The organism is Colwellia sp. 20A7 (assembly GCF_009832865.1).
In the GTDB taxonomy this organism is placed as follows: domain Bacteria; phylum Pseudomonadota; class Gammaproteobacteria; order Enterobacterales; family Alteromonadaceae; genus Colwellia.
Genome location: NZ_CP047130.1, coordinates 2,038,377 through 2,065,091, shown reverse-complemented (window position 1 = coordinate 2,065,091; position 26,715 = coordinate 2,038,377). Strand labels below are relative to the sequence as shown.

The window sequence follows — 26,715 nt, the reverse complement described above, 5'->3', positions numbered from 1 at the left end:
ATAAAATTATTAAGATACTAACTTTCAACCGGTTCCCAACGACATATACTCTCAACCCCATGTGGGTCATTGGGGTGCTCAACATTATTAAATTCGTAATATTCTTCTGAATTATTCAAGTCACAATTTAATTGAGTTAACTTACTTGATACGGCTATATTTGGTGTAATGCCTGTTACAACAGTTGCCCATAACAAGTATCGAGAACCTTGATAATCTACATCTATAATTTGGCGAATTCTTGCCTCATGAAACATAGAGCCAGGTCTTCGAGAACGAATGTTTTTTTCTGCAAAATAAAATACTCCTTGCTGGTCTGTTACAGTTTTATCAAGAAGCTCTTTGTCGCCGACGTAGGTCAACCCCCGAAAAACCTCAAGACCCACAACAGGTTTACCTTCTTTAGTGATAACACCGTGAACTTCGGGTGATAAGTGAACATCGTATTTTTTAAATAAACCAAACATACTTGCAGTTACCTGTGTAGATAGTAAAAAAAGAAGTACTGAAACAGCCAGTATTACAATAACGAGAATACGTTTTTGATGAGAGAAAGCAAAATTCATAGTCGTCCCTGATTTCCTTGGTATAGTCGTCCCTGATTTCCTTGGTATTCCTTTATTTTTAAGCTAATGCTTAATTTTTAAGCTAATGCTTAAGAGGTAATACACGAGTGTTGCATCGCGAAAGTAATATAAAAGAAAAAAGTGACTGATTCAAGCCTTGTTACCCCTGATACTACCCGCTGTTAAAGTTTAGTTACAATTAAGTAAATTCAAAATTTCTGTCACTATGGTGATTAGTCATAAAAATTGATCTTAAAAAAATAAATAAACAAAACGCTACCGGCCCCTACTTCAGCGGTATTTTGTTCCCTAGAACAACCTAAAAAAATACAGTAATGGATAGATAGAAAAACAAAAAATAGTATCAGAATCAAGTATCTCCTTATAATTTAGAAACAAAGAGTATTTCTTATTGAATTATTTTCATTTAAGTAGCAAAATATTGCTGCGATTTATTAGGTAAATTTTATCCCTACCAATGTTTTTAAAGGATTAGTTGTAAATTATGGAAAATACTCACTCAAATGCCCCTATTAGCGATGATAAAACACTCATCGCTGGTGTATCTCCACAAAAGACTTCTACGCCTATAAATTTAATAGGAAAGTCTTTAAAAGGTCGATATCTTATAGAGTCACTGATTGGCTCGGGTGGAATGAGTGATATTTACAGAGCTAAAGATTTACATTTAGAAACAGCGGGGATTAATGAACCTTATGTTGCAATTAAAGTGCTGCTTCAACAATATTCGTCAATTCCAGAAGCAAAACAAATATTAATTAAAGAAGCAAGAAAAACACAACAACTCTCACACCCAAATATAATTCGAGTTTATGATGTAGACTCCCACGATAACTTTCATTTTATTGTTATGGAATGGTTAGACGGTGAAACGCTTGATCAAGTCATTAAGCGCTCTAAACCGATGGGTTTACCTTTCAAAGGCGCTAATAATTTAATTCAACAAATTGGCGAAGCACTCACGTATGCACATAAAATGGGTATTGTTCATACTGATTTAAAACCCTCAAACATTATACTAACCAGACAAGGTAATATTAAGATTTTTGATTTTGGTGTAGCAAGTGCGGTCCAATTAAACTTTGATAAATACGCAATACAAGATAATGACCAATCATCGCCACTCACAGGATTTACTCCGGCGTATGCAAGTTTTGAACAACTACAGGGGCAATCGCCTTGTGCTGCTGATGATATTTTTTCCTTTTCTTGTATTGTTTATGAATTGCTCTCATGTAAACACCCATACCAACGAGTAGCAGCAAATAAAGTCGATTTACAAAAAACACCGTTAAAAAAACCTAAACATTTAAATTTATTATTATGGCCTAGCTTAAAAAAAGGCTTAGCCATACATAAAGAACAACGTTGTGATTCTATTCAAAAAATAATTAATGATTTCTCTCGTAACGTTTGGCCTAAAGCGTTGTCGGTAGTTGCTGCGATTGTCATTGCTGCAAGTGCTTTTCAAGTATATCAAACACAAGAAAAAGAAATTAACAACTTGAATAGCCTCATCACATTGAACGATGATGAACAGAAAAAACTAAACGGACTTAAAAACTTATCCACAACCGATTTATTGGCTCAATTAGAGGATATACCTGCAGAGCAAAGGCTTTTAAAACAAGGATTACTTAGAGAGCATAGACAATCAATTATCAATATAGCTGAAAAGCGTATACTTAATGTTGCTAAAGACTCAACGGGGACATACAAAGATTATGATCAAGTTGACCTAATTATAGCGAATGCGCTATCTGTTTTTCCTGATTCTGTACGATTAAATCAATTACAAATGGAAGCAAGTAGTAGCCGTATAGCAATTATTGACGCGCTGTCTGAACGTTTACACTTACTGCTGCTCCAAGGACGATATAATGAAGCAGATGATAATAGTATTGAAAAAATCATCACCGATTTAAACTTCGTTGATCCAGAATTTAAATTTCAGCCAGAAGATGAAGTATTTAAAATATATAGTGATACCTTCACTTTAGCGTTGACCGAACATAATGTAGATAGAATTACACAACTAATTTCAGTGGGTGAATTAGCATTTACGTATTATAGTGACGCAAAACCGCTATTAGACTTTGGAAGAACGATGAAGTCATCGGTTGCACAATTAGCAAAATATAATGCGGAAGTAAATGACGGAAAATCAGCAAGTTACCCATATGAAGCAGCCGAGGTATTTTATGCGTCAACATTTGATCAATTCAACGATGATTTATCACTTATCGATAACCCAAAAGAGTTAATAAAAATTGATGAGAAAATTACTGAATTAGAAACACAAATACCAGACGACTTCTCTCCTTTAACTGCAATAAAGAAAACAATGGCAGGATCGTACCTTGATTATGGTAATTTATATTTAGAGAAAAAAAGATTTAAAACAGCCAGACAATTAATCAAAAGAGGCAATGAACTATATTCTGTGATTAATTAAGTTTACTCCAAATATTTTATACTAATTTCAATTTAACTAGTTATTTTTAATGATACGCAAATGAAATAATGCGTATTAACTGCATAAGGCATAAAAAGGACATGGAACTGATTTTTGACATCGTTAGCTATCACAGACTTTCCCCTGAACAAAATTCTACCATAAGTATTAGCAATACACTTACTTTAGGTCGTTCTGAGAGTAATGATTGGCATTTGCCAGATCCAGAAAAAGTTGTTTCAGGGTGTCACGCTCGGGTAGAAAAACGTACTGACGGTTTTTATATACATGATTTATCAACCAATGGTTTATATATCAATCGATCTGTAGAGGCTTTAGGTAAATCAAATACACATAGGTTGTGCGACAACGATTTACTTACCTTTGGTGATTATGAAGTATCTGTTTCCCTTAAAGATACTAGTACACCTTTAGCTAATACCAGTACACCGAACGCTTCAATGCAAAGTTCCCCAATACCTTCGCAAGCGACAGCAGAGATTAACAACAAAGCTGAAATTAATTCACCTGTTCAAGGTATATCCCCAAGTAGTTTGTTTGGTGAGCAAGCCAATGCCATAAAAAGCTCACCTAATATGCCTGCTGTTAATAATGATTTGCATGACCATTTTGACGTACCACAGGCTATTCCAGAAGAATGGGATAATGAGTTTATTAACGCTAACATCGTAAAAAAGCCGATTGTTGAGAAACAACCAGTACCAACGATCCCTGTACAAGCGACAATTTCACCAACGATTCCTGAACCCGTTGCCCCTCTATCAGCTAAAATAGTACAAAGAATTTCAACAAACGATGAAAAGCAGCGAATCACAACGGCCCGCCCTTTAGAAAACAGTTCTTTTGATGCTTTTATTAAAGGTTTAGGTGTATCTGAATCGATTAAACCTGAACAGTTAAATGATAAATTACTTTATGAAATGGGCCAAAGCATGCAGTTAATGCTAATGGGCTTAGTTGAATCATTAAGAGCGCGCTCAGCATTGAAAAGTGAATTTAGAATTAATCAAACAACATTTCAACAGCAAGAAAACAACCCATTAAAATTTTCGGCAACCATTGATGATGTTTTTCAAAATTTATTCTTAAAAAGAAGCTCAAGTTTTTTACCGTCAACACAAGCGATCACAGAAGCATTTAATGATACTAAAAAGCATGATATTGCCCTTACTGCTGGAACATTAGGCGCTATTGAAGGTATATTTAAACAACTAGCACCTTTAGAGATAGAGAAAAAAGATTTGAAGGACTCTATCTTTGATCAAGTTGTTCCAGGACAAAAACAGTTGCGTTACTGGAAAACATATCAAAGTTTGCATAAAGAAATGGTAAATGAAATAACTGCTAATGGCAGCTCAGTGTTATCAGATGACTTCGTTAAAGCATATGATAAGAAAATCAAATCATTATAATTATTAGAAGGTAAAAATGACTTTAAAAAATATATATATGGCGCTTGTCGTTTCAATGAGTGTGTTGTTCATCACAAGTTGTTCGACTATAAATGCTATTATTCCGCCATCGACGGATGTTAACTTTAACGCTTCAGCAGATATCAACCCCGATATGAATGGCAGAGCATCGCCTGTCGTCATAAAAGTTTTTGAATTATCTTCTCGCACTATTTTTGATAACCAGGACTTCTTTACCTTATATGAATCACCTGAAGATATTTTAGGACCTGATTTATTAAAAAAAGACGAGTTAGAACTACAGCCAGATGAGCTAAAAGAATATAAAATGGTATTAAACAAAAATACCCGTTATGTTGGCTTTGTCGTTGCCTATCGAGATATTGATAGTTCTCGTTGGCGCTCGGTTATTGAAGTATCACCGACAGGTTATGATACTTTCACTATGAATATTGAAAAACTAGCCATTTATATTAGTAATAAGTAAAACCAAATAAAGAAGTACTTTATGAGTGATTTTAGCCCAGTAGCATGGACAGAAGGTATGTTCTTGCGACCGCAGCATATGCAGCAACAAGAACGCTATCTACAATTTCAACAATCAAAAATCAATGCCAAAGTCAGTCCACTTTCTTGGGGGATATTTGACCTTGATATTGATAACAGCATGCTTTCATTAGGCCAATTTCGGCTAAACAGTGTTGAGTGTCTTTTTCAAGACAATACATTAGCAGTATTGCCCGAGCAAGGCTTGCTGCCCGAAGCAATCAGTATACCTACAGGTACTTTGGACCAATTGATCTATCTTGTATTACCTATTAATAAAAGTACGGGATTAAATATTTCAAATGGAGATAGCACTTTAATTACCCGCTATCATTATCATGATCATAATATTATTGATACATCTATAGGCTCAGAAGCAACAGAAGTACTACAAATAGGCAAATTACATTGCCAATTTAAACTACAAAGTGAAGATCGCTCTGGATATGTTTCAATAGCTATAGCCAGAGTAGTTGAGGTGTCTGAGGAAGGCGTTATCTCATTAGATAAAAAGTTTATACCCCCTTGTTTATCTATCGATAATATTCAAGGGTTAATAAAGGTTACTCGCGAAATAAAAGGCATGATAAATCAACGTGCAGATGCGATAGCCGCAAGATTATGTCAAGCACAGGGCTCTTCTAGCTCAATATCTGACTTTTTAATGCTACAACTTCTTAACAAATACCAACCTTTATTTGAGCATTACAATGCTATGTCTGGTATTCATCCTGAAGCGCTATATCGTTCTATTATTAGCTTTTCGGGTGAATTAGCAACGTTTAGCTCGGCAACTAAACGCGCACCTGAATTTCCTAAGTATCAGCATGACAACCTCTGCTATGTCTTTAGCAATATTATGGCGAGTATCACACAGAGCTTAAGTAGCGTATTAGAACAAACAGCAATTCAGCTTGTATTAGAAAAAAGCCAATATGGTATTTACTTTTCTCCAATACATGATAAAAATTCTTTGGATCACGCTGACTTTATCATTGCGGTCAAAGCAGCTTTACCTAACGAAGAAGTACGTAAGCGTTTACCTGCACAAATTAAAATAGGCTCAGTGGAAAGTATCCGAGAGTTGGTTAATAATCAACTGCCAGGGATTGGTATTATTGCGCTACCGGTAGCGCCAAGACAAGTACCTTATCATTCTGGATATCATTATTTCCAATTAGACAAACAAAATAACCATTGGTTAAAGCTACAGGCGAGTGGTGGTATTGCTCTTCATCTTTCTGGTCACTATCCTGATCTAGAAATTGAACTTTGGGTGGTAAACCATTAGTAAATATTTATAGAGATGGGCTCAACATTTGCTCATCTCTGTTTTATTTTTTACTTCGTTATTTTTTGGTAATACTCAAACAAATATAACGGCACAATTAAGAAGTATCACTATTTGATTTCCCTCCCCGCTAAATAGTTTTATACATCCAAAGTAAATAACGATTTTTCAAATAAATTATCATCCAAACCTAGCTTTTCACAAAATATTCAATAATCGAGATTTTTCCAACAGAATGTAATCTAGTATTTTTCTAACAAACATACTTACCAATTGTTCGTAAGCACCAACTAAGCTACATCTGAAGTTTATATTACTCATTATTTACAATACTAGATTTCTATTCTCCGCTTAAGTCTGCTTTGCTCGTTTTAATTTTAAGTTGAGTTGTTTGCGCTTCAATAAATTTACGGAGGGTGGACTCCTGACAACTTCCTATTTTCGCGGGCGTTTTTAATAATCCACCTCCCACTATCTGTACAAGACAACCATATGTAACTTTTAACTTTATCTTCTTTAATCACATTAAACAAGGTTTCATCTGCTTGAATCCCCCTGCCTTTATTAAACTTATTTCGTCATCAACAGAAGCAGCATAATGATTTGATAACATTGATGTTATCTGCTATTCAGCGGACGCTTACAACGTATTAATCTTTATTGTTTTGAATCTGTTCCATTTCTAGTAAAACACTGTCTTCATCACTGAGTAAAACAGCTAACCAGCGACCTTCAGGCGTGCTCTCTAAACCTATTTTTAGAATCATAGTTAACGGTACACTCAGTAACATACCAACAGTTCCTAATAACCATCCCCAAAAGATTAATGACAAGAAAACCACTAACGTTGATAAACCTAAACCTTTTCCTAAATATCTAGGCTCTATCATATTGCCCATCACCATATTAATAGCAACATAACCTAATCCAATAAAACCTGCTTCCCCAATACCCAGCTGTAACGTAGCCAACGTCACAGCTGGAACAGCTGCAATAATAGAGCCTATATTTGGAATATAATTCAGTAAGAAGGCAAATACTCCCCACAGAAGATAAAAATCTAAACCAAAAGCCCAAAGCATAAGTGAGACAACCATACCCGTGGCAATACTGACCATCGTTTTAATGGCGATATAATGATTCACCGATGCTAAAAATCGCTCGATCTGTTTTATACGCATCTCAGGATCATCAAGTGCAAAATGTAATTTAACCGGGAACGAAGAGGCTTCAAAAAGCATAAAAACAACAGTAAGTACGATTAACAATAAATTAGCCATCACCGAGCCAAAACCGCTCAGCATATTTGCAGCCATGCCCATGGCAGCAGCGGGATCAAAGTATTCTAATAAGATAGAAGAAGATATTTGAATGTTATAACGAGATAGAAAAGCGGTTAACCAGGTGAATTGTTCTTGAAATTGTAGCCGATATTGAGGAATGAGCTCTGATAATTCATTTAGCGACTTACCCACTAAACCTGCTAACGATAGTGCAATAGTAACAAAGATACCGATAACAATAATAACCGACACTGCTTTAGGTATCTTAAACTGACTAGCTTTAACAACAAGAGGGTTGCAAATAATGGCAATAAATAAAGATAATAAAAAAGGTACTAATATATTTGCTGCTGTTTTTACCCCTGCAAAAATAATAAAGATAGCAGCAACAGTAACAAACCCTTTAACCATTGAGCTGTTTTTAGCCGATAAAACCATGAAAATAAACTCTTATTTTTTAATAAGAGTCAATATACCTGAAATTAATCACTTTCACTAGTTTAGAGGAAGCCGCTATCAATATTTGATTAACTCAGTTTCCTTAATAAACCTTGTGTATTTTGACGCATTGTCTGGGCAACCATAAGATAACCTATGCTACCAACAAACAGAGCACCACTTGTCGGGCCAAGTATCCATATATAAGGATGTAATCGCCCTTCAAGATCAAAAAGCTGCTGTTGAATAATAAGCAAAGTAATATCACTCACCATAGCAGCAACTAAACCAGCAATTGCACCAAGTAATAAAAATTCATAAAGTGTGGCAAGTTTAATCAAGCGTCCTTTTGCACCTAGAGTCCGTAATATAACCACTTCTTGTAAACGTTCAGACAAACTTGCTTGTACTTGTGATACCAGTACTAACGCACCACTAATCAATACAATTGATAATACAAAACTTATCGCGAGTGTTACTTGCGAAATAATAGCCTGTGCTTGCTCCATACGTGATTTAACATCAATCATATTAATAGTGGGGTATCGTTGTAATAAAAGGCTAACATCCTTGGTGTGTCTCTCTTCTAATTTTGCCGCACTAAAATAGCTAACCGGTACGTTCCCTGCCATATTAGGACTTAAAATCATAAAGAAGTTAGGTTTTATATTTCCCCAATTAACACTTCTAAAACTAGTAACTTTTACTTCAAATTTTTGTTCATTCACTAAAATAGTTAATGTATCACCAAGCACAATATCAAGATCATCTTTCCAGCCTTCAAATACTGATACCTCTAATACATCGCTATTGTTAGTATTAAACCACTCCCCCTCAGTTATTTCATTGCCTTCAGGTAAATCATCTAACCAAGTTAGGTTGGGCTCACGCCTTGAACCATTTCTAGCATCTTCATCTTTCTCTTCACCTTCTTGCTTTGAAACACGTCGTGCAAACTCTTCACCATTTACTGCATCAACACGACCTTTAAATACGGGGTAAAAAGCTTCATGACCAATACCTTTATCATTAAAAAACTGTGTTATAGGGTCTATTTCTTCTTCTGCAATATTGATGATGAACATATTTGGCGCATCTTCAGGTACTTGCATTTGCCAATCAGCAATCATGTCATTTTTTAATACGACTAAAAACAACATCAATTGAATAGCGAGGGCAAAACTAATTAATTGAATTGCATTGGCATTCGCTCGTTTTTGTAGTGTAGCGATTGCCAGTGACCAACTAGAGCCAGGCCTTAATCCTAAACTACGCCCTGCTGCGAAAAATAAGCGCGATACCGCAAATAGAATAACAATAATTAATAACGTCGAACCAAATAAAACTAAAGTGGTAACAAGTGCACCACTGAATAACCACATTAATGCAAAAATAGTAAGCAGTGACAGGGTAACATGAATACGGCTTAATGCTAACGTATCGCCTAAATTACGACGTAATACTCGCAGCGGTGGAATATCAAATAAGTCTAATAACGGTTTAAGTGAAAACATTAATGCGCAAACGACACCAATGAATATTGATAAAAACCAAGGTCTAAAGCCTGATTGAGGTAACTCGGTTCCCATAAAATTGGCTAGATAACTCGCGCCAATATTTTGTAAAATAAAACCTATCGCTAACCCTGCCATAATAGAAAAAATAGTAACTAAACTAAGGTGAAGTAAAAAGATATTGCGAATTGTTGTGCGGCTACCACCTAATGTTTTCATCATAGCAACAGGATCATATTGTCGTTCGCAATATCGCTTGGCAGAAACCGCCATAGCAACTGCCGCCAACATAATGCCAAACAACCCAGCCAGCAATAAGAAGCTTTCGGCGCGATCTAGGTTATTACCCAAAGGTGATTGTCGATCTTTTATTCCTTCCCAGCTCTGATTACTTTTAAGCTGTGGCTTCAACCACGTATAATAATCTGATAGCTTTTGTTCTTCGCCAGCAAACAGTAAACGATGAAAAACCCGGCTCCCCGCTTGTACAGCTTTTGTAACGGGAATATCTTCATAATTTAGTAAGACCCTTTTATTCCCAGATAAGGAAAAAAAGGGTGCATCAGGTTCATTCACTAATACCTTGGTAATAACAAAGATACCGGCCCCTAACTCAACTTTATCACCCACGTTAACATTAAGCGGATAAAATAAGCCTTCACTCAGCCAAACATCACCGACTTTTGGCCCAGTATCAACTTCATAGGATTCCCCAACTAAAGTATCTTTAATCGTGATTTTTCCTTTCAGAGGATAAGACTGCGAAGTTGCCTTAACCGACCCTAACACTAATTCATCATTGGCAAACAACATAGAATCAAAAAATAAAAGTTGCGCCGTCTCAAGTCCCTGTTGATTGGCTTTATTCAGTATTTCAGGATCAAAGGCATGGTTACTCGACAGACGTCTATCTGCGGCAATAAAGTCACTACTTTTTTGCTCTATGTTTAAACTAATACGTTCAGTGATTGACGATAAACTAAAAACAGTTAACACCGCCAATGCAATAGCAGCAAATATAATTGTTAGTTCGCCACGACGAAATTCCCGAGCAAATAATTTAAACGCTAACTTAACCCACATTAGCAATTACCCCTTCGCTAATTTTCTCAAGCTGTCCTCCTTCAATATGAATAATTCGCTGACATTGTTTAGCTAATTGTTCATCATGAGTCACTAACACTAAGGTAGTGCCATTTTGTTTATTCAAATCAAATAATAACTTTTCAATTAAATGCCCATTTTTACTATCTAGGTTGGCTGAAGGTTCATCAGCAAAAAGTATTTTGGGCGATCCGACAAAGGCTCGAGCAATAGCAACACGTTGTTGCTCGCCTCCTGATAATTGAGATGGATAATGCTCTAAGCGATGAGACAACCCTACTTTTTCTAAAAGCGATAAGGCTTCTTTTTTAGCATTATGATCGCCAGCTAGCTCGGCAGGCAGCATAACATTTTCAAGTGCAGTTAAACTTTGTACCAACATAAACGATTGAAAAACAAAACCTACTTTTTCTGCTCTAACTCTCGCCCTGGCTTCTTCATTAAGCTTGCTTAAGGCATCACCATCTAAATAAATTTCACCTTCACTTGCTACATCTAATCCGGCTAACAAACTCAATAGAGTAGATTTACCTGAGCCAGAAGCGCCAACTATCGCGACAGATTCCCCTTGTCTGACAGAAAAATTAATATCGTTAAGGATAGTGAGGCTTCCTTCAAGCGTGCTAACATGTTTACTTAATTCTGAGACTTGGATAACATTTAATTGAGAAGGTACTGGCATGACTCGTTTTTTCCTAAATTCCGCTGTTGTTATAATGCTAACATGTTTGTCATTTACAACCATCGCTAAAGACAAAATATTACTTATTGGTGACAGCTTAAGCGCAGGTTATGGACTAGAGCAAGAAGAAGCTTGGGTTCATTTGTTACAAAATAAATATAATAAAAAAGATAATGATATCATCATCATTAACACAGCTATTAGCGGACAAACCACTGACAATGCTCTACTCAAAATAGACACATGGCTAGAAACACACCAACCAAGCCACGTATTAATAGAGCTAGGTGGCAATGACGGAATTAGAGGTTTTCCTATAAAAATCCTACAGAAGCATTTAACCGAGCTTGTGACTAAAAGCCAAGCGCAAGGTGCTCAAGTAGCACTAATGGAAATTCAAATTCCACCCAATTTAGGTGCTAGGTACACTAAAATGTTTACTGATAGTTACGATAAGGTCGCCAAAGCAACAAACGCTTACTTAATGCCTTATTTTATGAGCCAAATTGCTGTCGAACCTGAATTAATGCAAAACGACAATTTACACCCAAACGCTCAAGCACAACCTATAATTAAAGATTTTATGTATGTAGAAATCAATAAATGGCTGCAAAGCTTAGAATCGCTGGATAGCTAGGCAATATTTACTATACTAATATAACGTAACGTGATAATAAATATTGATTAATATCAATCAGTAACCTCTTATAGCTATGCTATTATAATAATATCATTTAATGGCATAACAACTTAACTTGAGCTAAATATGGACTTTATCTGGATTCTTTTTGCTTTTATTTGTGGTTTAGCAGCAAAAACTTTTTCTTTCCCTCCTTCAATAGGCTACCTTTTAGCGGGCTTTATTTTAAACTTTATGGGCTATCAGGCAGATGAAAGCCTAACCATTTTAAGTAATTTAGGTATTACTTTAATGCTATTCACCATTGGCTTAAAGCTTAACGTTAGAAGTTTATTTAAAAATGAAATTTGGCTAGCTAGCTCGCTTCATACCCTGCTTTGGATAGTGCTCACGGTTATTATTATAAAACTGTTTACTATTTCAGCTATTGGCTACTTCTCTAAGTTAGATGTATTAACCGCCACACTGATTGTCTTCGCTTTAAGTTTTAGTAGTACGGTATGCGTGATTAAGCTACTTGAAGAAAATGGTGAAATGCGAACTCGCCATGGTAAATTAGCGGTCGGTATATTGGTAATTCAAGATATTGTCGCTGTTGCTTTTTTAGTTATTGCCACCGGAAAAACCCCAACAGTTTGGGCATTAGCATTACTGCTACTGTTTATTATCAAACCTGTAATCAATAAAATTGTAGATCATGTTGGCCATGGAGAACTACTCCCTTTAACAGGCTTCTTTATTGCGCTTGGTAGTTATGAGTTATTTGAATTAGTTAATATTAAAGGTGATTTAGGCGCTTTGTTAGTGGGGATATTTCTTTCTTCACACCTTAAAGCCACAGAAATAAATAAGTCGCTCTTAAGCTTTAAAGATATGTTTCTGATCGGTTTCTTTTTATCTATCGGTTTTAGCGCCATACCTACTTTAGAGATGTTAGGGTTAGCAGCAATGCTGGTTTTAATTATTCCATTGAAATTCATTTTATTTTTTGGTCTATTATGCCTACTAAAAATACGTTGTCGAACATCATATTTATCTGCGTTAGCATTAAGTAATTTTAGTGAGTTTGGTTTAATTGTCGCTGCAATCAGCGTTTCTAATGAGTGGCTAAGTAGTGTGTGGTTAGTTATTTTAGCTTTAGCTGTGTCCATGTCCTTTGTTATTACTAATATTCTCTATCCTCATGCTCATAACTTTTTTAGTAAACATAAAGAGTTCTTCCATAAATTTGAACGCAATGAATATTTAGCTGAAGATAGTTTCTGTCAGCCTCAAGATGCACCTATTGTTATTATAGGAATGGGTCGCGTTGGTATGGGGGCTTATCGTGCCATTTGTGAACATGACAATAAGCTTGCTTGGGGACTAGATGCAGAGCCTGAAAAAGTTAAATTGCTCTCAGAGCAAGGCGCACAAGTCTACTGTGGTGATGCAGAAGACGCATTCTTCTGGGAAAAAGTTAACTTGTCTAATTTAAAGCTCGTACTACTTGCCTTACCGAATGTAATAGATAGTGTGAATATAACGAATCAGTTAAAATCTGCAGGTTATCAAGGGAAAATAGCTGCCATTGCTCGCTATGATGATGAACGATCTCAGTTAGAAGAACTAGGCATTGATAAAGTATTTAACTTTTATACTGAAGCAGGTGTTGGTTTTGCTGACGAAAGTATGGGGCTGATACAAACAACAAATTAACTCTTGAGCTAAAGTGAGAGGGAGAGTATAAGTATAAGTTTAGGTTTAGGTTTAGGTTTAGGTTTAGGTTTAGAGGTAGAGTATCAGCCTTTGAATTATGGCTAAGTGAGTAATCATTTAATCAATTTAGTATTATTATTAAAAATAATTCGCATAACTCAAACCTTGCACTACACTTATTCAAGCACTATAGCAGTTTACATACATAAATATTTTACTTCCTCTCTCTGAAATAAAGTATATGCTCGCAGCAGACAGGGTCTGGACTTTATGATTAAAATATTTAGTAACGTATATAAACTCATATAGCGCACGGCTCAAACCCCTTTGAGCCGACCTTTTGGGCCTAAACTAGCATAGTTTGGGCCTTTTTTTATATAAAAAAGCGAGCTTAGGTAAAGTACCCTTTAGATTGTCACTTCAGTTTTATTTGGCAGTTTACTTGAGATAAGTGCAGCCAAGATCACAAATAATGTCGAAATGGCTAAACAGGCAATTAAACCTTGTGCTTGATAAACCCAGCCAGACAATACAGTGCCGATTAACCTACCCATGGCATTGGCCATATAATAAAAGCCCACATCAAGTGACACCGCATCTTTATTAGCATAGCTTACAATAAGGTAACTATGTAACGATGAATTAATCGCAAACACTATACCAAATACCAATAAACCGATTATGATTGAATACTGAATATAAAAGTCAAAATATAATGCAACAGCTATTACTATAGGAAGTAAACTCAGCATTCCTGCCCATAAACAGGCTGACTGTCCTGTTGGTACTCTACCTTGGTTTTTTCCAGTGAAGTAAGGGGCGAACGATTGAACAATACCATAACCAATAACCCAAGATGCCATAAAACCACTAACCCACCAATGGTCCCATTGGAAGGTTACGGAAAGATAAACAGGTAGCGCGACCACAAACCAGACATCTCTCGCACCAAATAAAAACATCCGCGCAGCAGATAAACGATTAATGGCTGTACTCTTTGAAAGTACCTCGGTAAATTTAGGTTTATTTTTGGCTTTTCCTAAATCGTCTTTTAAAAACAGTAAACTCACTATCCACACCAGTATTAATAAACTCGCCATAACGATAATAGCACCAGTAAATCCTAACGTAGTAAGCAGTATGCCACCCAAAAAGAAGCCAACGCCTTTTAAAGTGTTTTTAGAGCCTGTAAGAATAGCAACCCATTGATATAATTTACTTTCCGAATTTTCAGGTACTAACAACTTAATCGCACTTTTAGCGCTCATTTTATTAAGATCTTTCGCTACACCAGAAAGTGCTTGCGCCACCATCACATAACTAATGGTGAGCACTTCTGTGGAGGCAGTTAACATAATCAACGCAACTATTTGCATCGCTAAACCAATATTCATGGTTTTATTTAAGCCAAAACGTGCACCTAGCCACCCTCCTACTAAATTAGTAATTACGCCAAATATTTCATAAAACAAAAACAACATAGCAATAGTTAATGGGCTATAACCTAACTGATGAAAGTACAGCACAACTAGCATACGTAGTGCACCATCAGTTAAAGTAAATGCCCAATAATTACCCGTTATCATCAAATATTGTTTAATTTGTGGTGATAACGAGTTTACTGATAAAAGCCCCATGAATGACTATTCCTTACTAATAATGCACTAGCTTAAATCAGCTAAGCCAACCATACGCGCTAATTCAGCCGTTCTATTGGCATAGCCCCATTCATTGTCATACCAAACATATAATTTAACTTGAGTACCATTAACTACCATGGTTGATAACGCATCAATAATGCTTGAGCGTGGATCAGTTTTATAATCTACAGATACGAGAGGACGTTCTTCATAGCCCATAATTCCTGTTAGTTCGTTTTCAGCGGCCTCTTTAAGTAATTGATTCACTTCTTCAACCGTCGTACTTTGTTCTAACTCAAACACACAGTCGGTAATTGATGCATTGGTTAACGGTACGCGAATCGCATGGCCATTTAGCTTCCCTTTCAGCTCAGGAAAAATATGCGTTATTGCGGTTGCTGACCCTGTTGTTGTTGGAATTAAGCTAGTACCACATGAGCGTGCACGGCGTAAATCTTTGTGCGGCGCATCAATAATAGTTTGTGTATTGGTAATATCATGAATAGTCGTTATTGAACCGTGTTTAATGCCAATTTTTTCATGAATAACTTTCACCACGGGTGCAATGCAGTTAGTGGTACATGAAGCTGCAGTAACAATAGAATGTATATCTTTGTTATATAAGTTGTCATTTACGCCCATAACTATATTTAAAATGCCCTCTTCTTTAACCGGTGCAGTAACGACCACACGTTTAACACCTTGATCGAGATAACCTTGTAAAAGAGCCTTGGTTTTTATTTTTCCTGATGCTTCAATCACGACATCGCATTTTGACCAATCAGTGTCTTGTGTCATTTTATTTTGTGTACAAGCGATAGCTTTGCCGTTAATAAGCATAAATTCACCATCGGGTGTTACTTCACTTGTTGCCTCATAACGCCAGCGCCCATGAACAGAATCAAACGTCATTAAATGTGCTAGGGTATGCGCATTAGCAGCAGGATCATTGATGTGTACAATTTCAACATCATCCCAATCAAATGCTGCACGCATTGATAAACGTCCCATACGACCAAAGCCGTTAATACCTATTTTAATTGTCATTATTTTTCCTTAAAGTAATATAAAAAATATAGTGCCACCAAGAGTTAAACATAAAGCTATGCTTGTTTTATTTGAACCAATGTTGTGTCCGATTAATAATGTAAACTAAGGAGAGCATTACTGGCACTTCCACCAAAACACCAACGACGGTTGCAAGAGCAGCACCTGAATGTAAACCAAACAGCGAAATGGCTACCGCAACAGCTAATTAAAAAAAATTTGAAGTACCAATTAAACAAGCTGGAGCCGCAATATTTTGAGGCAGTTTCATCCATATAGCAGCGATATAAGCAATAATGAAAATACCGTAAGTTTGGATCATTAATGGAATAGCGATTAAACCAATAGTTTCAGGCTCATTAATAATAGTATTGGCTTGAAACCCAAATAATAATATTACGGTAGCGAGTAACCCGATTACTGACCAAGGCTTCATGGTTGATAGAAGATGTGTCAGCGATTTCTCACGATTATTTAATGTTTTTCGAGTTAACACCCCTGCAACTAACGGTAATAGCACGTAAAGAGCCACTGAAATAAATAAGGTTTCCCAGGGTACTTGAATGTCACTCACCCCAAGTAATAATGCCGATATAGGAGCAAAAGCGAAGATCATAATGACATCATTCACGGATACTTGAACTAAGGTATAGTTTGGATCACCTTTAGTTAATTGCGACCAAATAAAAACCATCGCTGTACATGGCGCAACACCAAGTAAAATCATACCTGCAATATATTCTTGTGCTGATTCAGGATCGACTAGATCAACAAATAAACCATTAAAAAACAGCCAACCTAAACCTGCCATAGTAAAGGGTTTAATCAACCAATTAATGACTACGGTTAACACTAAACCTTTCGGATTTTTACCTACATCTTTTATTGCTGAAAAATCAATTTGTACCATCATTGGATAAATCATCACCCAAATAAATACAGCGACCACAATATTAACATGTGCTATTTCAGCGTTAGCAATAACTTGAAAAATATCAGGTTGCCATAAACCTAACAGCACACCTAAAGCCATGCTGATACCTACCCAAAGTGATAAATAACGCTCAAAAATACCCATTAAAATATATCCTTAAATTTAATTTTTACTTCAAACAGTTTTATTTACAAAAAGTAGCTTTATTAGGTCGACTTTTCATTTTAGTTAAACGCAGGTTAGCATCACTAAAAAGGGGGGTATTATTTTCTGTTGTCTCTGCTATAACCGCTTTTGCCCATTGCGGAAGTTGCGGGTTAATACGATAAAACACCCACTGGCCATGCTTTCGCGCGCTAAGAATATTAGATTTTCTTAATACGGCTAAATTACGGGAAACCTTAGGTTGACTGTCTTCCGCTAAAGCTTCCATTATTTCACAGACACACAATTCGCCATGATAATGGGATAACATTAAGACCTTCATTCTGATCTCATCTGTCATATTTTTATAAAAATCAATTGGTGTTAACAACAGCGTTTTTTCTTGTATTACACTAGATTCATTGCTGTTACTCATCTTTGCTTGAGCATTTCCCCCTTCCATTGCAAGAAACATAGACAAACGACTATTTAACTCATTTAAAGTCGCTGTAAATGGTGCGTTGCCTAAACGGTTTTTAGGATCAGGAAAATCCCAAGCATATTGCTGTTTAGCATCAGGAAAATCCCGACATTCACTGCTGGCTTTATCACAAAGGGTAATAACAAAATCAAACGCTTGGCCTGTAAACGTCTCAATTTCTTTAGACATTAATTGCGGTGCATCAAGACCAAATTTTTTTAATGCTGCTATTGCGCGTAAATCGACTTTTTCAGGCTGTGTACCGGCACTGAACACATCAAATTGATCAGCTGCTTTATGCTTAAGCAATACTTCTGCCATTTGTGATCTCGCTGAATTACCTGTACACAGAAAAAGTACGCTGCGTTTACTTTTGTTCATATTAAATCTTACACTCAGAATACATAACAATAATTATATATATGATTTTTCGCATATGCAAATTATGATGCATAAAAAAACGTAGATATTAGAGTAAATATCTACGTTTTCTGATTTCAAAAAGCGATTGCTCTAGTAAGCTATTAAACTATCTTCCTACTAACCTATTCCTCTTATTAGATATTAATTACAAATAAAGAAAGCTTAATAAGAACGAAAGCGTTACCCACATAAGTAAAATCAACGGAATACCAACACGCATAAAGTCAGAGAACTGATAACCGCCGGCATTCATCACCAATAAATTAGTTTTATACGCCATCGGAGTTGCATAACTTAAATTAGCACCAAATAAAACGGCTAATATAAAAGGCTCTGCCGGCAGGCTAAGTTGGCTAGCAACTGAGATAGCAATGGGGGTACCAATAACTGCCGCAGCATTGTTTGATACAATATTTGTTAAAATGGCTAATAGCAACATCAATGCCGCAATAACACCACCCGGCGGTAGTCCAAATGATAAAGCAACAAAAACCTGTGCGATGTATTCAGCGCCTCCCGTTATCATCATTGCTGAGCCTAAAGCGAGTGAAGCGGCAACAATTAAAATAACCTGAGTGCTCAAAGCTGATGCAGCTTCCTCCCAATTTAAACATTTAGTAATTAACAGTATTAACACACCGACGATCGAACTAATTTCAATCGGTAACAGGCCAAGCGCTGAAGATGCAACAACCGCTAGTAATGTCCCTAACGCAATTGGCGCTTTACTGGTTTGAGGTAATGCTTCTGCGCCATCAATAGTTAAAAAGCCTTTTTTAGATTTTAACAAATGTATTTGTTCTGTTTTACCTTGTACTAGTAATACATCACCAATTTTAAGTTTGGTATCACCAATACTACTGCGCCCTATTTCCATGGCTTTACCAGCACGATGTAAAGCAACCACTGAAATAGCATACTTTTGAATAAAGTGCGCTTGTTGTAATGTTTTCCCTTCAATACCTGAGCCAGCAATGATCACAATTTCGGCTAAGGTTTGTTCATCGGCTTTTAATGGGTGTTCGTCAGAAACTTTATGCAATCCAGAGAATAAAGTTGCACCTAATACCGTCTCAAACTCCTTTAAACGATCGGGGTAATCATGAACTTTTAACCTATCGCCAACCTTAAGTATAGTGTCTGGTAAAGGAATAATATTACGATTATCCTTCCCTCGTTGAATACTTTCTATTTTAAGTTGCCCATCAGTTATCGCAATTATTTCAGCAATGGTTTTCTCGTTCACATTACTTTCTTCATTAATATTAAGGTATGCGCTAAATAATCGTGGCGACGTGTCGGGCATTAACGGTGTGCGACTTGGGAGTAATTTAGGTGCAATTAACCACAAATATATAACAGCTACTAAAGACGCAATAAGTGCTGGTTGAACAAAATCAAACAATCCGAATTCAACTGACCCCATATTTTTAGCAATACTAACCACCAACAAGTTTGTTGACGTGCCTATAGTAGTAGCCATGCCTCCCACCAATGTTGCTAAGCCCATAGGTAGTAACATTGGGGAAGCATCCGTTTTGTTACGCAATGAAACACTGATCAAAATAGGTAATAATAAAACAACAACGGGTGTGTTATTGATAAATGCACTTAACACTCCAGCAAGAACAAGTGTCAATAATAAGGACAGTGCCGGGCTAATCTTCCACAGTTTAGCTAAGTGCCGACCAATGGGCTCTAAGGCCCCTGTTCGCACAATACCATGCCCAATAATCATCAATGCACAAACAGTCACCAACGCTTCATGACCAAAGCCAAAAAACAAAGTGCTTGGTTCAAAATGCTCACCATCAATATAAAAAGGAAACACTGAGAACATCACACATAAAATGGCAATAACAGCTAATGATGATGTTTCTAGAGGAATACTGTCTCGACGAAATAGATATAACGCAAGTACTGTAATCAATAAGATAGCTAATGCATGGTAATTAGGTAGGTCAGGAATATTCAATGGGCAATACCAAGTTGATTAAGTTAAGTTGATTAAATTAGACAGCGTCTACGTTAAAGACTCTACAAGTTATACATCTAATATTAATTTTATTCATTATAAATACTTTATAATGCCTTCTGGATCAAGTATATACTTCGGTTTATTAATTATTTAGTCTAAGTATAGACTGTGTTTTACGCAATATAACACCACTAATGTATTCATTATTAATAAATTTTATTTAGCCCTTTACCGCTATCGCTTGATATTTTAATTTAATTTTGCGCTTAATGTAGAAACAGCCTATTTCTAGTTAATTAATATTAACAACTATAGTTGCTTCAAATATTTTAAATAGTTCTATATTTAGCGACATAATGAGTATAATAGTTAACATCTTGGTTTATATTGAAAAAACATTGTTCATGAAAAAGCTAAAAATAACACATTGTTGAAATTTAGCATCTGTCACGCTAGTCACTTTACAACTTGAACAGTAAACTAAACGCTCTTTCTTTAGTTTTCTTTTATTGATAATGTTCATACACGCCAACGCTACTAATGAATGTAATATTTCATTTTTTAGACATTAATAGTAATCACAACAAATAACCACTAACGAATATACAATGACAATAAAACGCAAAACTCTTTTTTGGAAATTATATCCCTCTTTTTTAAGCATCTCATTTATCTCATTACTCGCTATTGTAATGATTGCGCTTTGGTCATTTAAATCGTTTTATTATCAAGAGCGAGCCTTAGATTTAGAAATTAGAGCAAAAATATTAGCACCTGAATTCTCTCGACTTATTCAATCTAAACGCTACCAAGAGATTCAAAATAAAGCCCAACAATTAGGTGACGATTCATTCACCAGAATAACGATTGTTTTGCCTTCTGGATTAGTACTTGGTGATAACAAAAAATCACCGAAAATAATGGACAACCACATAGACCGTCCAGAAATAGAACAAGCGCTTATAAGCGGTAAAGGACTGGCGATAAGGTACAGTGATACGATATCTACAGATGCCATGAATTTTGCCATGCCAATTATTGAGCAAGGCAATCTTATTGGCTTTATCAGAACCTCAACACCTTTAGATACATTACAAAATGCCCTATGGATAATTTATTATAAAATATCTATTGGGTTTATTATTCTCACAGTAATTACTGTTTTTGCTAGTTGGTGGATGTCAAAATCTTTAGTAAGACCGCTTGAAATGATAAAAATTCAAGCACAACGGTTAGCTAAAGGTGATTTTTCTAGCCGCGTACAATTAGGCTCAAATGACTCTCTTGAATCTGAACAATTAGGCCAAGCATTTAATGAAATTGCTATTGAGTTAAATCAGCGTATTGAAACGATATTGAACCAAAGGAACGAACAAGAGGCGGTATTTTCTAGTATGGTAGAAGGCGTTCTTGCTGTTGATAGTAATGAAAAAATCATCAGTATTAACCAGGCTGCCTATAATATTTTAAAAATAAGAGAAAAAAATATAGAAGGGAGTAAGTTAAAAAGCACAATAGACAACAGTGAATTATATAATCTTATTGTCTTTTCGCTACAACAGAGCTCTCCAGTTGGCCAAGAAATTATAATTCATAATGAAAATGCACATGAGCAAGTACTTTTTGCTCAATCAGCCCCGCTACTTGATATACACAAAAACAAGTGCGGCACTCTTGTTGTATTTAACGACATAACAAAATTAAAAGAATTTGAATTACAAAGAAAAGAATTTGTAGCTAATGTATCGCACGAACTTAGAACACCACTTACGGCTATTCAAGGTCTTTCTGAAACCTTAATAGAATTTCCAGAATTAGATCAAGAAAAACGCTGTTATTTCATTGGTGTTATACATACCCACTCTATTCGTTTAGAAGGGATTATAGAAAATTTGCTTACGTTATCTAAAATAGAAAAAGAAACAGAGGTTGATGAAATAGACTTTGTTGATGAATCGGTAACCTTAGCGATAAGCAATGCTATTTTCCTTTGTAAAGACAAAGCTCTGAAAAGAAATATAAAAATCATATTGCATAACGCAGAGGATATAACCTTTAACCATAATTCGTCATTAATAGAACAAGCGATTATTAACCTGTTAAACAACGCCATTAAATACAGTAATGGCAATAGTGAAATAAACATTACGGTTATTAAAGAAAAGAGTGATATTAAAATAAACATTGCTGACCAAGGCAGTGGGATTCCTGAAGAGCATTTATCAAGACTCTTTGAACGATTCTATCGTGTGGATAAAGCACGTAGTCGACAATTAGGTGGGACAGGCTTAGGTTTGTCTATTGTAAAACATATTGCTTTAGCACATAAAGGTACTGTTAGTGTCACTAGCGAACTAAATAAAGGCAGTGTTTTTTCATTAATATTGCCACTGAATAATGAAGGGTAGTCTAAATTCAATAATGCCATATAAGACATCAAACTAAAGCAATAATTTAATGTTAGATTGTACTAATTAGGTAATCAGCATGGTCTATTAAACTATGCTTACTTGACTATGCCGACCTAACTATGGCTACTTAATTTAGTTTACTTAACTCACTAAACATAGCCTTTGCACTAAATAATAGACAAAAAAAATAGACAAAAAAATAGCGCTATAATTAGCGCTATTTTTTTTATGTGTAATTATTGGCTAGCTATTCTACAAGTTAATTACTGCCCAACAACAACTTCAGCTGAGTTCGAGTTATAAGGTGACGCTGAATTATCTGCGGCTAATGAATCACCGACTGAGTAACCTTCAAAGTCATCAGAGAAAACCTCGATTGTAGCTTCTACATCAGAATAAAGCTTAATATCATCAACTAAAAAAGCCGTTGATGCTACACCACCATTATCACCTAACTTGAAGACAACAGTTGATACACCGTCAGTAGTTAAGTCCAACGTTTCAGTTGTTGCTGATAAGAACGGGCCAAACGCTTCGCCATCAATAGAAAGATTCAATGATGTAACTTCGGTAGTGCTTGATGAATCCCATGTTATTTCAATATCATGCCATTCATCAGTTTTAAAGGTTACTGCGCTAAGAATCGTTTCGTTATTGCGAATTTCAAAAACACCGTTTTTAATTCTTAAGTCAATAACCGCATCAGCAACACTGGTTGAGTTACCATACAAGCCAATATAAGCATCTTTTTCATCACCTTCAGCTTTATTAAATGATGCTGTTAATTTACCCGCCGCTAACATTGCCCCTTTAAATCGTAATTCGCCAGCATCGTCGGTCATAGTATCAGTAATTGATGCAAACTTACCACGTGTGGTAGATGGAGCTTCAGGCTCTGTTGGTGTACTAGTACCAGCTCTAATAACTTCAACCACAAATGCATCAGCGGTACTTGAGTCATAAGGTGATTCAGTATTATCAGTATCTAATGAACTATTGACTTCATAACCTTCAAAATCATCTGAATAAGCAACTGTTGTACCTGAAATATCAGAATAAAGTGTGAAATCATCAACTAAATAAGCGCCTGTTACCACAGAACCAGTATCACCTAATTTAAATACTACCGTTTTAGCACCATCCATTACTGACGCAAGATCTTCAGAAACAGAATTAAATGCTTCAGTGGTCACTGCACTACCATTAATAGAAATAGTCACTAACGGTGCTACGCTTTCACTTGCGCTTGAGGCATCCCAAGTCATTTCAACGTCAATCCATTCACCTGGTGTGAATGTTGATGTAACAGCAATATCACTATTACGTATAGTATAAGTGCCGTTACCTATTCTTAAATCAACTATGGCTGCAGCGGTTGAAGTTGAATTGCCATATAAAGCAATATACGCTTCTTTAGCACTGCCATCTGCGGTCAAGACTTCATCTTTTGCAAATGAAACAGTAAGTTTACCTTCTTCAATAGCTGAGCTATGTTTATACCTTAACTCTCCTGCATCATCGTCCATAGTATCAGTGATTGAGGCAACTTTAGAGGTAATAATATCAGCAGGTTTTTCTGTAATAGCGGCTGTTGGATACGAAGTAGAAGCTTCCTCAAAACCATCGTTATCTAGGTAACTTACTGTAACAGAAATGGTTTTTCCTTCATCAGCAGCTGTTAACATATAAGTTGCTTCATTTGCCTCAGCAATGACAACACCGTCAGCTAACCATGTATAGTCAATTGACGTATCACCAGAGCCGTTGTCATCAATTATTTCTGCTGTTAATTCAAAGCCTATATAAGCATCACCCGCGATCTCGACACTTCCTTCACTCGGTACTGCTGGAAATTCTATGGTATCAGTTAATGATGAGGTGGCTATTTCGCTATAGCCATCATTATCAACATAACTTACGTTTAATGAAATCTTGGCGCCTTCATCAGTAGACAAAACAGTATAAGAACTTGATGAAGCACCGCTAATGGCAACGCCATCAAGCAGCCAAGTATAGGTGACATTACCCGATTCAAAACCATTACCTTCTGTAATATCAGCTGATAATGTTGAACCGATAATAGCATCGCCAGAAAGCGCAACACTACCTAAAGAGTTACCGCTTGATGGTAGTTCATAATCACTTTTACATGCACTTAGTGCTAAAGCACTCGTCATTGCTATTAACAATTTGGTTTTCATTATAGTTATCCCCGTACAAATTATTTTAATTTTTTTGTAGTTATAAATATAAAACCAAGCTCCTAAAGAAGGTTGATTTTAATTAAAACACTGACAACTATAATCACAGCGCATTACCAAATTGTCAACCAATAATAAAAACAAACAATAAAAACCAAGAAAATTGGTAAACCAAACTTCATGATGTGATCGTATTAAAATATTAAGACATCATTGGAGAGCGTCTATTTTTAACAACGTATACAAGAGGAACTCATTAATATCGAAGACGTATATATGATTAATACTTATCTGCAGTTCAATCATCAATAATTGTATTCTAACTTTAAGCTAACTTAGTTTTGAATTTTAACTTGAGAGTTGAAAATAGATTGTAGGGAATAGAGAATATAGTGTAGAGAGCAGAGTTTAGAATGCAGAGAGCAGAGCTTTAGCATTGACGGTACGTATGACCAATAAAACGAACGAGCCTGTAACAGATTTTGTGTAAGTACTTTTCATCAGTTACCCTAGTGGTATCAAAGAAAGGTAAAACACATGAACCATAAAGAACTTGAAGCTTTTGCAAAAGAAGCCGCAAAAAGTATTAAAACAGGCGAAGATTTAGATAAATTCAGAGCTATGCTAACCAAGGTTACTGTTGAAGCGGCACTAAATGCCGAATTAGACGACCACCTTGGTTACGCTAAACATGAAAAAACGAGTACGCCCAACAACCGTAACGGGTTTAGCGCTAAAAAAGTTAAAACCGAGGACGGAGAGTTTGAGCTAAATACACCACGTGACCGTGATGGTAGCTTCGAGCCGCTCCTCGTAAAGAAAAATCAAACACGATTCACCTCTATGGACGACAAGATTTTATACCTTTACGGCAAAGGTATGACGACGCGCGATATCGTCGACTCGTTTGATGAATTCTATGGCGCAGAAGTCTCTCCCACCTTAATTTCTCGTGTGACCAACGCGGTATTGAAAAAGTCGATGAATGGCAAACAAGGCCGTTAGAGCCTGTTTATCCTATCGTTTATATGGACTGTATCCGTCTAAAAATCAGAGAAGATAATAAGGTTATCAACAAAGCGGTTTATTTAGCGCTAGGCGTTGATGTCACAGGGCAAAAGGACTTACTGGGTATGTGGTTCTCTGAAAATGAAGGGGCTAAATTCTGGCTTAATGTGTTGACCGAGCTCAAAAACCGAGGCGTTCAAGATATCCTTATTGCCTGTGTTGATGGTTTAAAAGGCTTTCCTGATGCCATTAATACCGCCTTTGAAAATACTCAAATACAGTTATGTATTGTACATATGGTAAGGAATTCGCTGAAATTTGTGCCTTATAATGATTATAAAGCGGTAACCAAAGACCTAAAAACGATTTACCAAGCCATAAACGAAGAGCAAGCATTGAAGGCATTAGATGCATTCTCAGCACGCTGGGACGATAAATACCCAAGCATATCAGCTTCCTGGCGACGTCATTGGGATAATCTCAATACCTTATTCATTTACCCGAATGATATCCGCAAGGCTATATACACAACGAATGCGATAGAATCGTTAAACAGCGTTATACGCAAAGCGGTTAAAAACAGAAAGGTATTTCCCAACGATGACTCAGCTAAGAAAGTTATTTACTTAGCCATTACTCAAGCATCGAAAAAATGGACTATGCCAATAAGGAATTGGAAATCGGCCTTGAATCGTTTTATGATTGAATTCGAAGACCGTATTTCAGACTATATTTAAAAATGGTACTTACACAGATATTGTTACAGGGTCAAACGAA

At 36.1% G+C, this 26,715-nt stretch carries 16 protein-coding genes and 2 pseudogenes; 8 read left to right on the top strand and 10 right to left on the bottom strand.

All coding sequences use genetic code 11. The features are described 5' to 3' along the window. Positions 1-17: 17 nt before the first annotated feature. Positions 18-566: a DUF4198 domain-containing protein gene (locus GQS55_RS08940; protein WP_236559806.1), complete on the bottom strand. Its 549-nt coding sequence runs from the start codon at positions 564-566 to the stop codon at positions 18-20. Between the two features lie 505 nt (positions 567-1,071). Between GQS55_RS08940 and GQS55_RS08935 the strand changes: the two genes are divergently transcribed. From GQS55_RS08935 to tssK, 4 genes are all read left to right on the top strand, one after another. After that, positions 1,072-3,042, top strand: coding sequence for a serine/threonine-protein kinase (locus GQS55_RS08935; protein WP_159819855.1), 1,971 nt, complete (start codon positions 1,072-1,074; stop codon positions 3,040-3,042). A gap of 101 nt (positions 3,043-3,143) precedes the next feature. Then, positions 3,144-4,475, top strand: coding sequence for a type VI secretion system-associated FHA domain protein TagH (tagH, locus tag GQS55_RS08930; RefSeq protein WP_159819853.1), 1,332 nt, complete (start codon positions 3,144-3,146; stop codon positions 4,473-4,475). Between the two features lie 16 nt (positions 4,476-4,491). Beyond that, positions 4,492-4,962, top strand: coding sequence for a type VI secretion system lipoprotein TssJ (gene tssJ, locus GQS55_RS08925; protein ID WP_159819851.1), 471 nt, complete (start codon positions 4,492-4,494; stop codon positions 4,960-4,962). Positions 4,963-4,983: 21 nt separating this feature from the next. Next, on the top strand, positions 4,984-6,312 hold the full coding sequence (gene tssK, locus GQS55_RS08920; protein WP_159819849.1) for a type VI secretion system baseplate subunit TssK: 1,329 nt from the start codon (positions 4,984-4,986) through the stop codon (positions 6,310-6,312). Positions 6,313-6,962: 650 nt separating this feature from the next. Here the strand turns inward: tssK and GQS55_RS08915 are convergent. The 3 genes from GQS55_RS08915 to GQS55_RS08905 form a co-directional block, all read right to left on the bottom strand. Continuing rightward, entirely contained in the window at positions 6,963-8,033 is a 1,071-nt protein-coding gene (locus GQS55_RS08915) for an AI-2E family transporter (RefSeq protein ID WP_159819846.1), read from the bottom strand. Between the two features lie 89 nt (positions 8,034-8,122). Then, entirely contained in the window at positions 8,123-10,630 is a 2,508-nt protein-coding gene (locus GQS55_RS08910; RefSeq protein WP_159819844.1) for an ABC transporter permease, read from the bottom strand. Next, complete coding sequence (locus GQS55_RS08905) at positions 10,620-11,333, bottom strand: ABC transporter ATP-binding protein (protein WP_159819842.1); 714 nt, start codon at positions 11,331-11,333, stop codon at positions 10,620-10,622. Before GQS55_RS08905 ends, GQS55_RS08910 begins: the two co-directional genes overlap by 11 nt. On the opposite strand from GQS55_RS08905, the gene GQS55_RS08900 reads away from it, so the two are divergent. After that, a complete protein-coding gene (locus tag GQS55_RS08900) occupies positions 11,332-11,970 on the top strand; it encodes an arylesterase (protein WP_159819840.1) in 639 nt (212 codons plus the stop codon). The genes GQS55_RS08905 and GQS55_RS08900 overlap by 2 nt on opposite strands. A gap of 129 nt (positions 11,971-12,099) precedes the next feature. Further along, positions 12,100-13,671 carry a cation:proton antiporter family protein gene (locus GQS55_RS08895; protein ID WP_159819838.1) on the top strand — a complete coding sequence of 524 codons (1,572 nt, stop codon included), beginning with the start codon at positions 12,100-12,102 and terminating at the stop codon, positions 13,669-13,671. A gap of 407 nt (positions 13,672-14,078) precedes the next feature. Here GQS55_RS08895 and arsJ read toward each other — a convergent pair whose 3' ends face one another. The 5 genes and pseudogenes from arsJ to GQS55_RS08870 form a co-directional block, all read right to left on the bottom strand. Next, a complete protein-coding gene (gene arsJ, locus GQS55_RS08890) occupies positions 14,079-15,308 on the bottom strand; it encodes an organoarsenical effux MFS transporter ArsJ (RefSeq protein ID WP_159819836.1) in 1,230 nt (409 codons plus the stop codon). 27 nt (positions 15,309-15,335) lie between these two features. Then, a complete protein-coding gene (locus GQS55_RS08885; RefSeq protein WP_159819834.1) occupies positions 15,336-16,358 on the bottom strand; it encodes an ArsJ-associated glyceraldehyde-3-phosphate dehydrogenase in 1,023 nt (340 codons plus the stop codon). 67 nt (positions 16,359-16,425) lie between these two features. After that, positions 16,426-17,436 (bottom strand): annotated as a pseudogene (gene arsB / locus GQS55_RS08880) (ACR3 family arsenite efflux transporter). A gap of 40 nt (positions 17,437-17,476) precedes the next feature. Beyond that, positions 17,477-18,298 (bottom strand): metalloregulator ArsR/SmtB family transcription factor, encoded by an 822-nt coding sequence (locus GQS55_RS08875; protein ID WP_159819832.1) that lies wholly within the window; start codon positions 18,296-18,298, stop codon positions 17,477-17,479. 187 nt (positions 18,299-18,485) lie between these two features. Continuing rightward, positions 18,486-20,315, bottom strand: coding sequence for an SLC13 family permease (locus GQS55_RS08870; protein WP_159819830.1), 1,830 nt, complete (start codon positions 20,313-20,315; stop codon positions 18,486-18,488). Between the two features lie 611 nt (positions 20,316-20,926). Between GQS55_RS08870 and GQS55_RS08865 the strand changes: the two genes are divergently transcribed. Further along, entirely contained in the window at positions 20,927-22,726 is a 1,800-nt protein-coding gene (locus GQS55_RS08865; protein ID WP_159819828.1) for an ATP-binding protein, read from the top strand. A gap of 266 nt (positions 22,727-22,992) precedes the next feature. Here the strand turns inward: GQS55_RS08865 and GQS55_RS08860 are convergent, their stop codons facing one another. Further along, positions 22,993-24,930 (bottom strand): hypothetical protein, encoded by a 1,938-nt coding sequence (locus GQS55_RS08860; protein WP_159819826.1) that lies wholly within the window; start codon positions 24,928-24,930, stop codon positions 22,993-22,995. Between the two features lie 537 nt (positions 24,931-25,467). Here GQS55_RS08860 and GQS55_RS08855 point away from each other — a divergent pair. Beyond that, positions 25,468-26,675, top strand: a pseudogene (locus GQS55_RS08855) (IS256 family transposase). Positions 26,676-26,715: the final 40 nt, after the last annotated feature.

What these genes read in the sequence shown, in the direction of transcription:
- GQS55_RS08875 (WP_159819832.1), bottom strand. Translation starts at nt 18,298, where the DNA reads ATGAACAAAAGTAAACGCAGCGTACTTTTTCTGTGTACAGGTAATTCA.
- GQS55_RS08915 (WP_159819846.1), bottom strand. Translation starts at nt 8,033, where the DNA reads ATGGTTTTATCGGCTAAAAACAGCTCAATGGTTAAAGGGTTTGTTACT.
- GQS55_RS08860 (WP_159819826.1), bottom strand. Translation starts at nt 24,930, where the DNA reads ATGAAAACCAAATTGTTAATAGCAATGACGAGTGCTTTAGCACTAAGT.
- GQS55_RS08885 (WP_159819834.1), bottom strand. Translation starts at nt 16,358, where the DNA reads ATGACAATTAAAATAGGTATTAACGGCTTTGGTCGTATGGGACGTTTA.
- tssK (WP_159819849.1), top strand. Translation starts at nt 4,984, where the DNA reads ATGAGTGATTTTAGCCCAGTAGCATGGACAGAAGGTATGTTCTTGCGA.
- GQS55_RS08895 (WP_159819838.1), top strand. Translation starts at nt 12,100, where the DNA reads ATGGACTTTATCTGGATTCTTTTTGCTTTTATTTGTGGTTTAGCAGCA.
- tagH (WP_159819853.1), top strand. Translation starts at nt 3,144, where the DNA reads ATGGAACTGATTTTTGACATCGTTAGCTATCACAGACTTTCCCCTGAA.
- GQS55_RS08935 (WP_159819855.1), top strand. Translation starts at nt 1,072, where the DNA reads ATGGAAAATACTCACTCAAATGCCCCTATTAGCGATGATAAAACACTC.
- GQS55_RS08940 (WP_236559806.1), bottom strand. Translation starts at nt 566, where the DNA reads ATGAATTTTGCTTTCTCTCATCAAAAACGTATTCTCGTTATTGTAATA.
- GQS55_RS08865 (WP_159819828.1), top strand. Translation starts at nt 20,927, where the DNA reads ATGACAATAAAACGCAAAACTCTTTTTTGGAAATTATATCCCTCTTTT.
- arsJ (WP_159819836.1), bottom strand. Translation starts at nt 15,308, where the DNA reads ATGGGGCTTTTATCAGTAAACTCGTTATCACCACAAATTAAACAATAT.
- GQS55_RS08900 (WP_159819840.1), top strand. Translation starts at nt 11,332, where the DNA reads ATGACTCGTTTTTTCCTAAATTCCGCTGTTGTTATAATGCTAACATGT.
- GQS55_RS08910 (WP_159819844.1), bottom strand. Translation starts at nt 10,630, where the DNA reads ATGTGGGTTAAGTTAGCGTTTAAATTATTTGCTCGGGAATTTCGTCGT.
- GQS55_RS08905 (WP_159819842.1), bottom strand. Translation starts at nt 11,333, where the DNA reads ATGCCAGTACCTTCTCAATTAAATGTTATCCAAGTCTCAGAATTAAGT.
- tssJ (WP_159819851.1), top strand. Translation starts at nt 4,492, where the DNA reads ATGACTTTAAAAAATATATATATGGCGCTTGTCGTTTCAATGAGTGTG.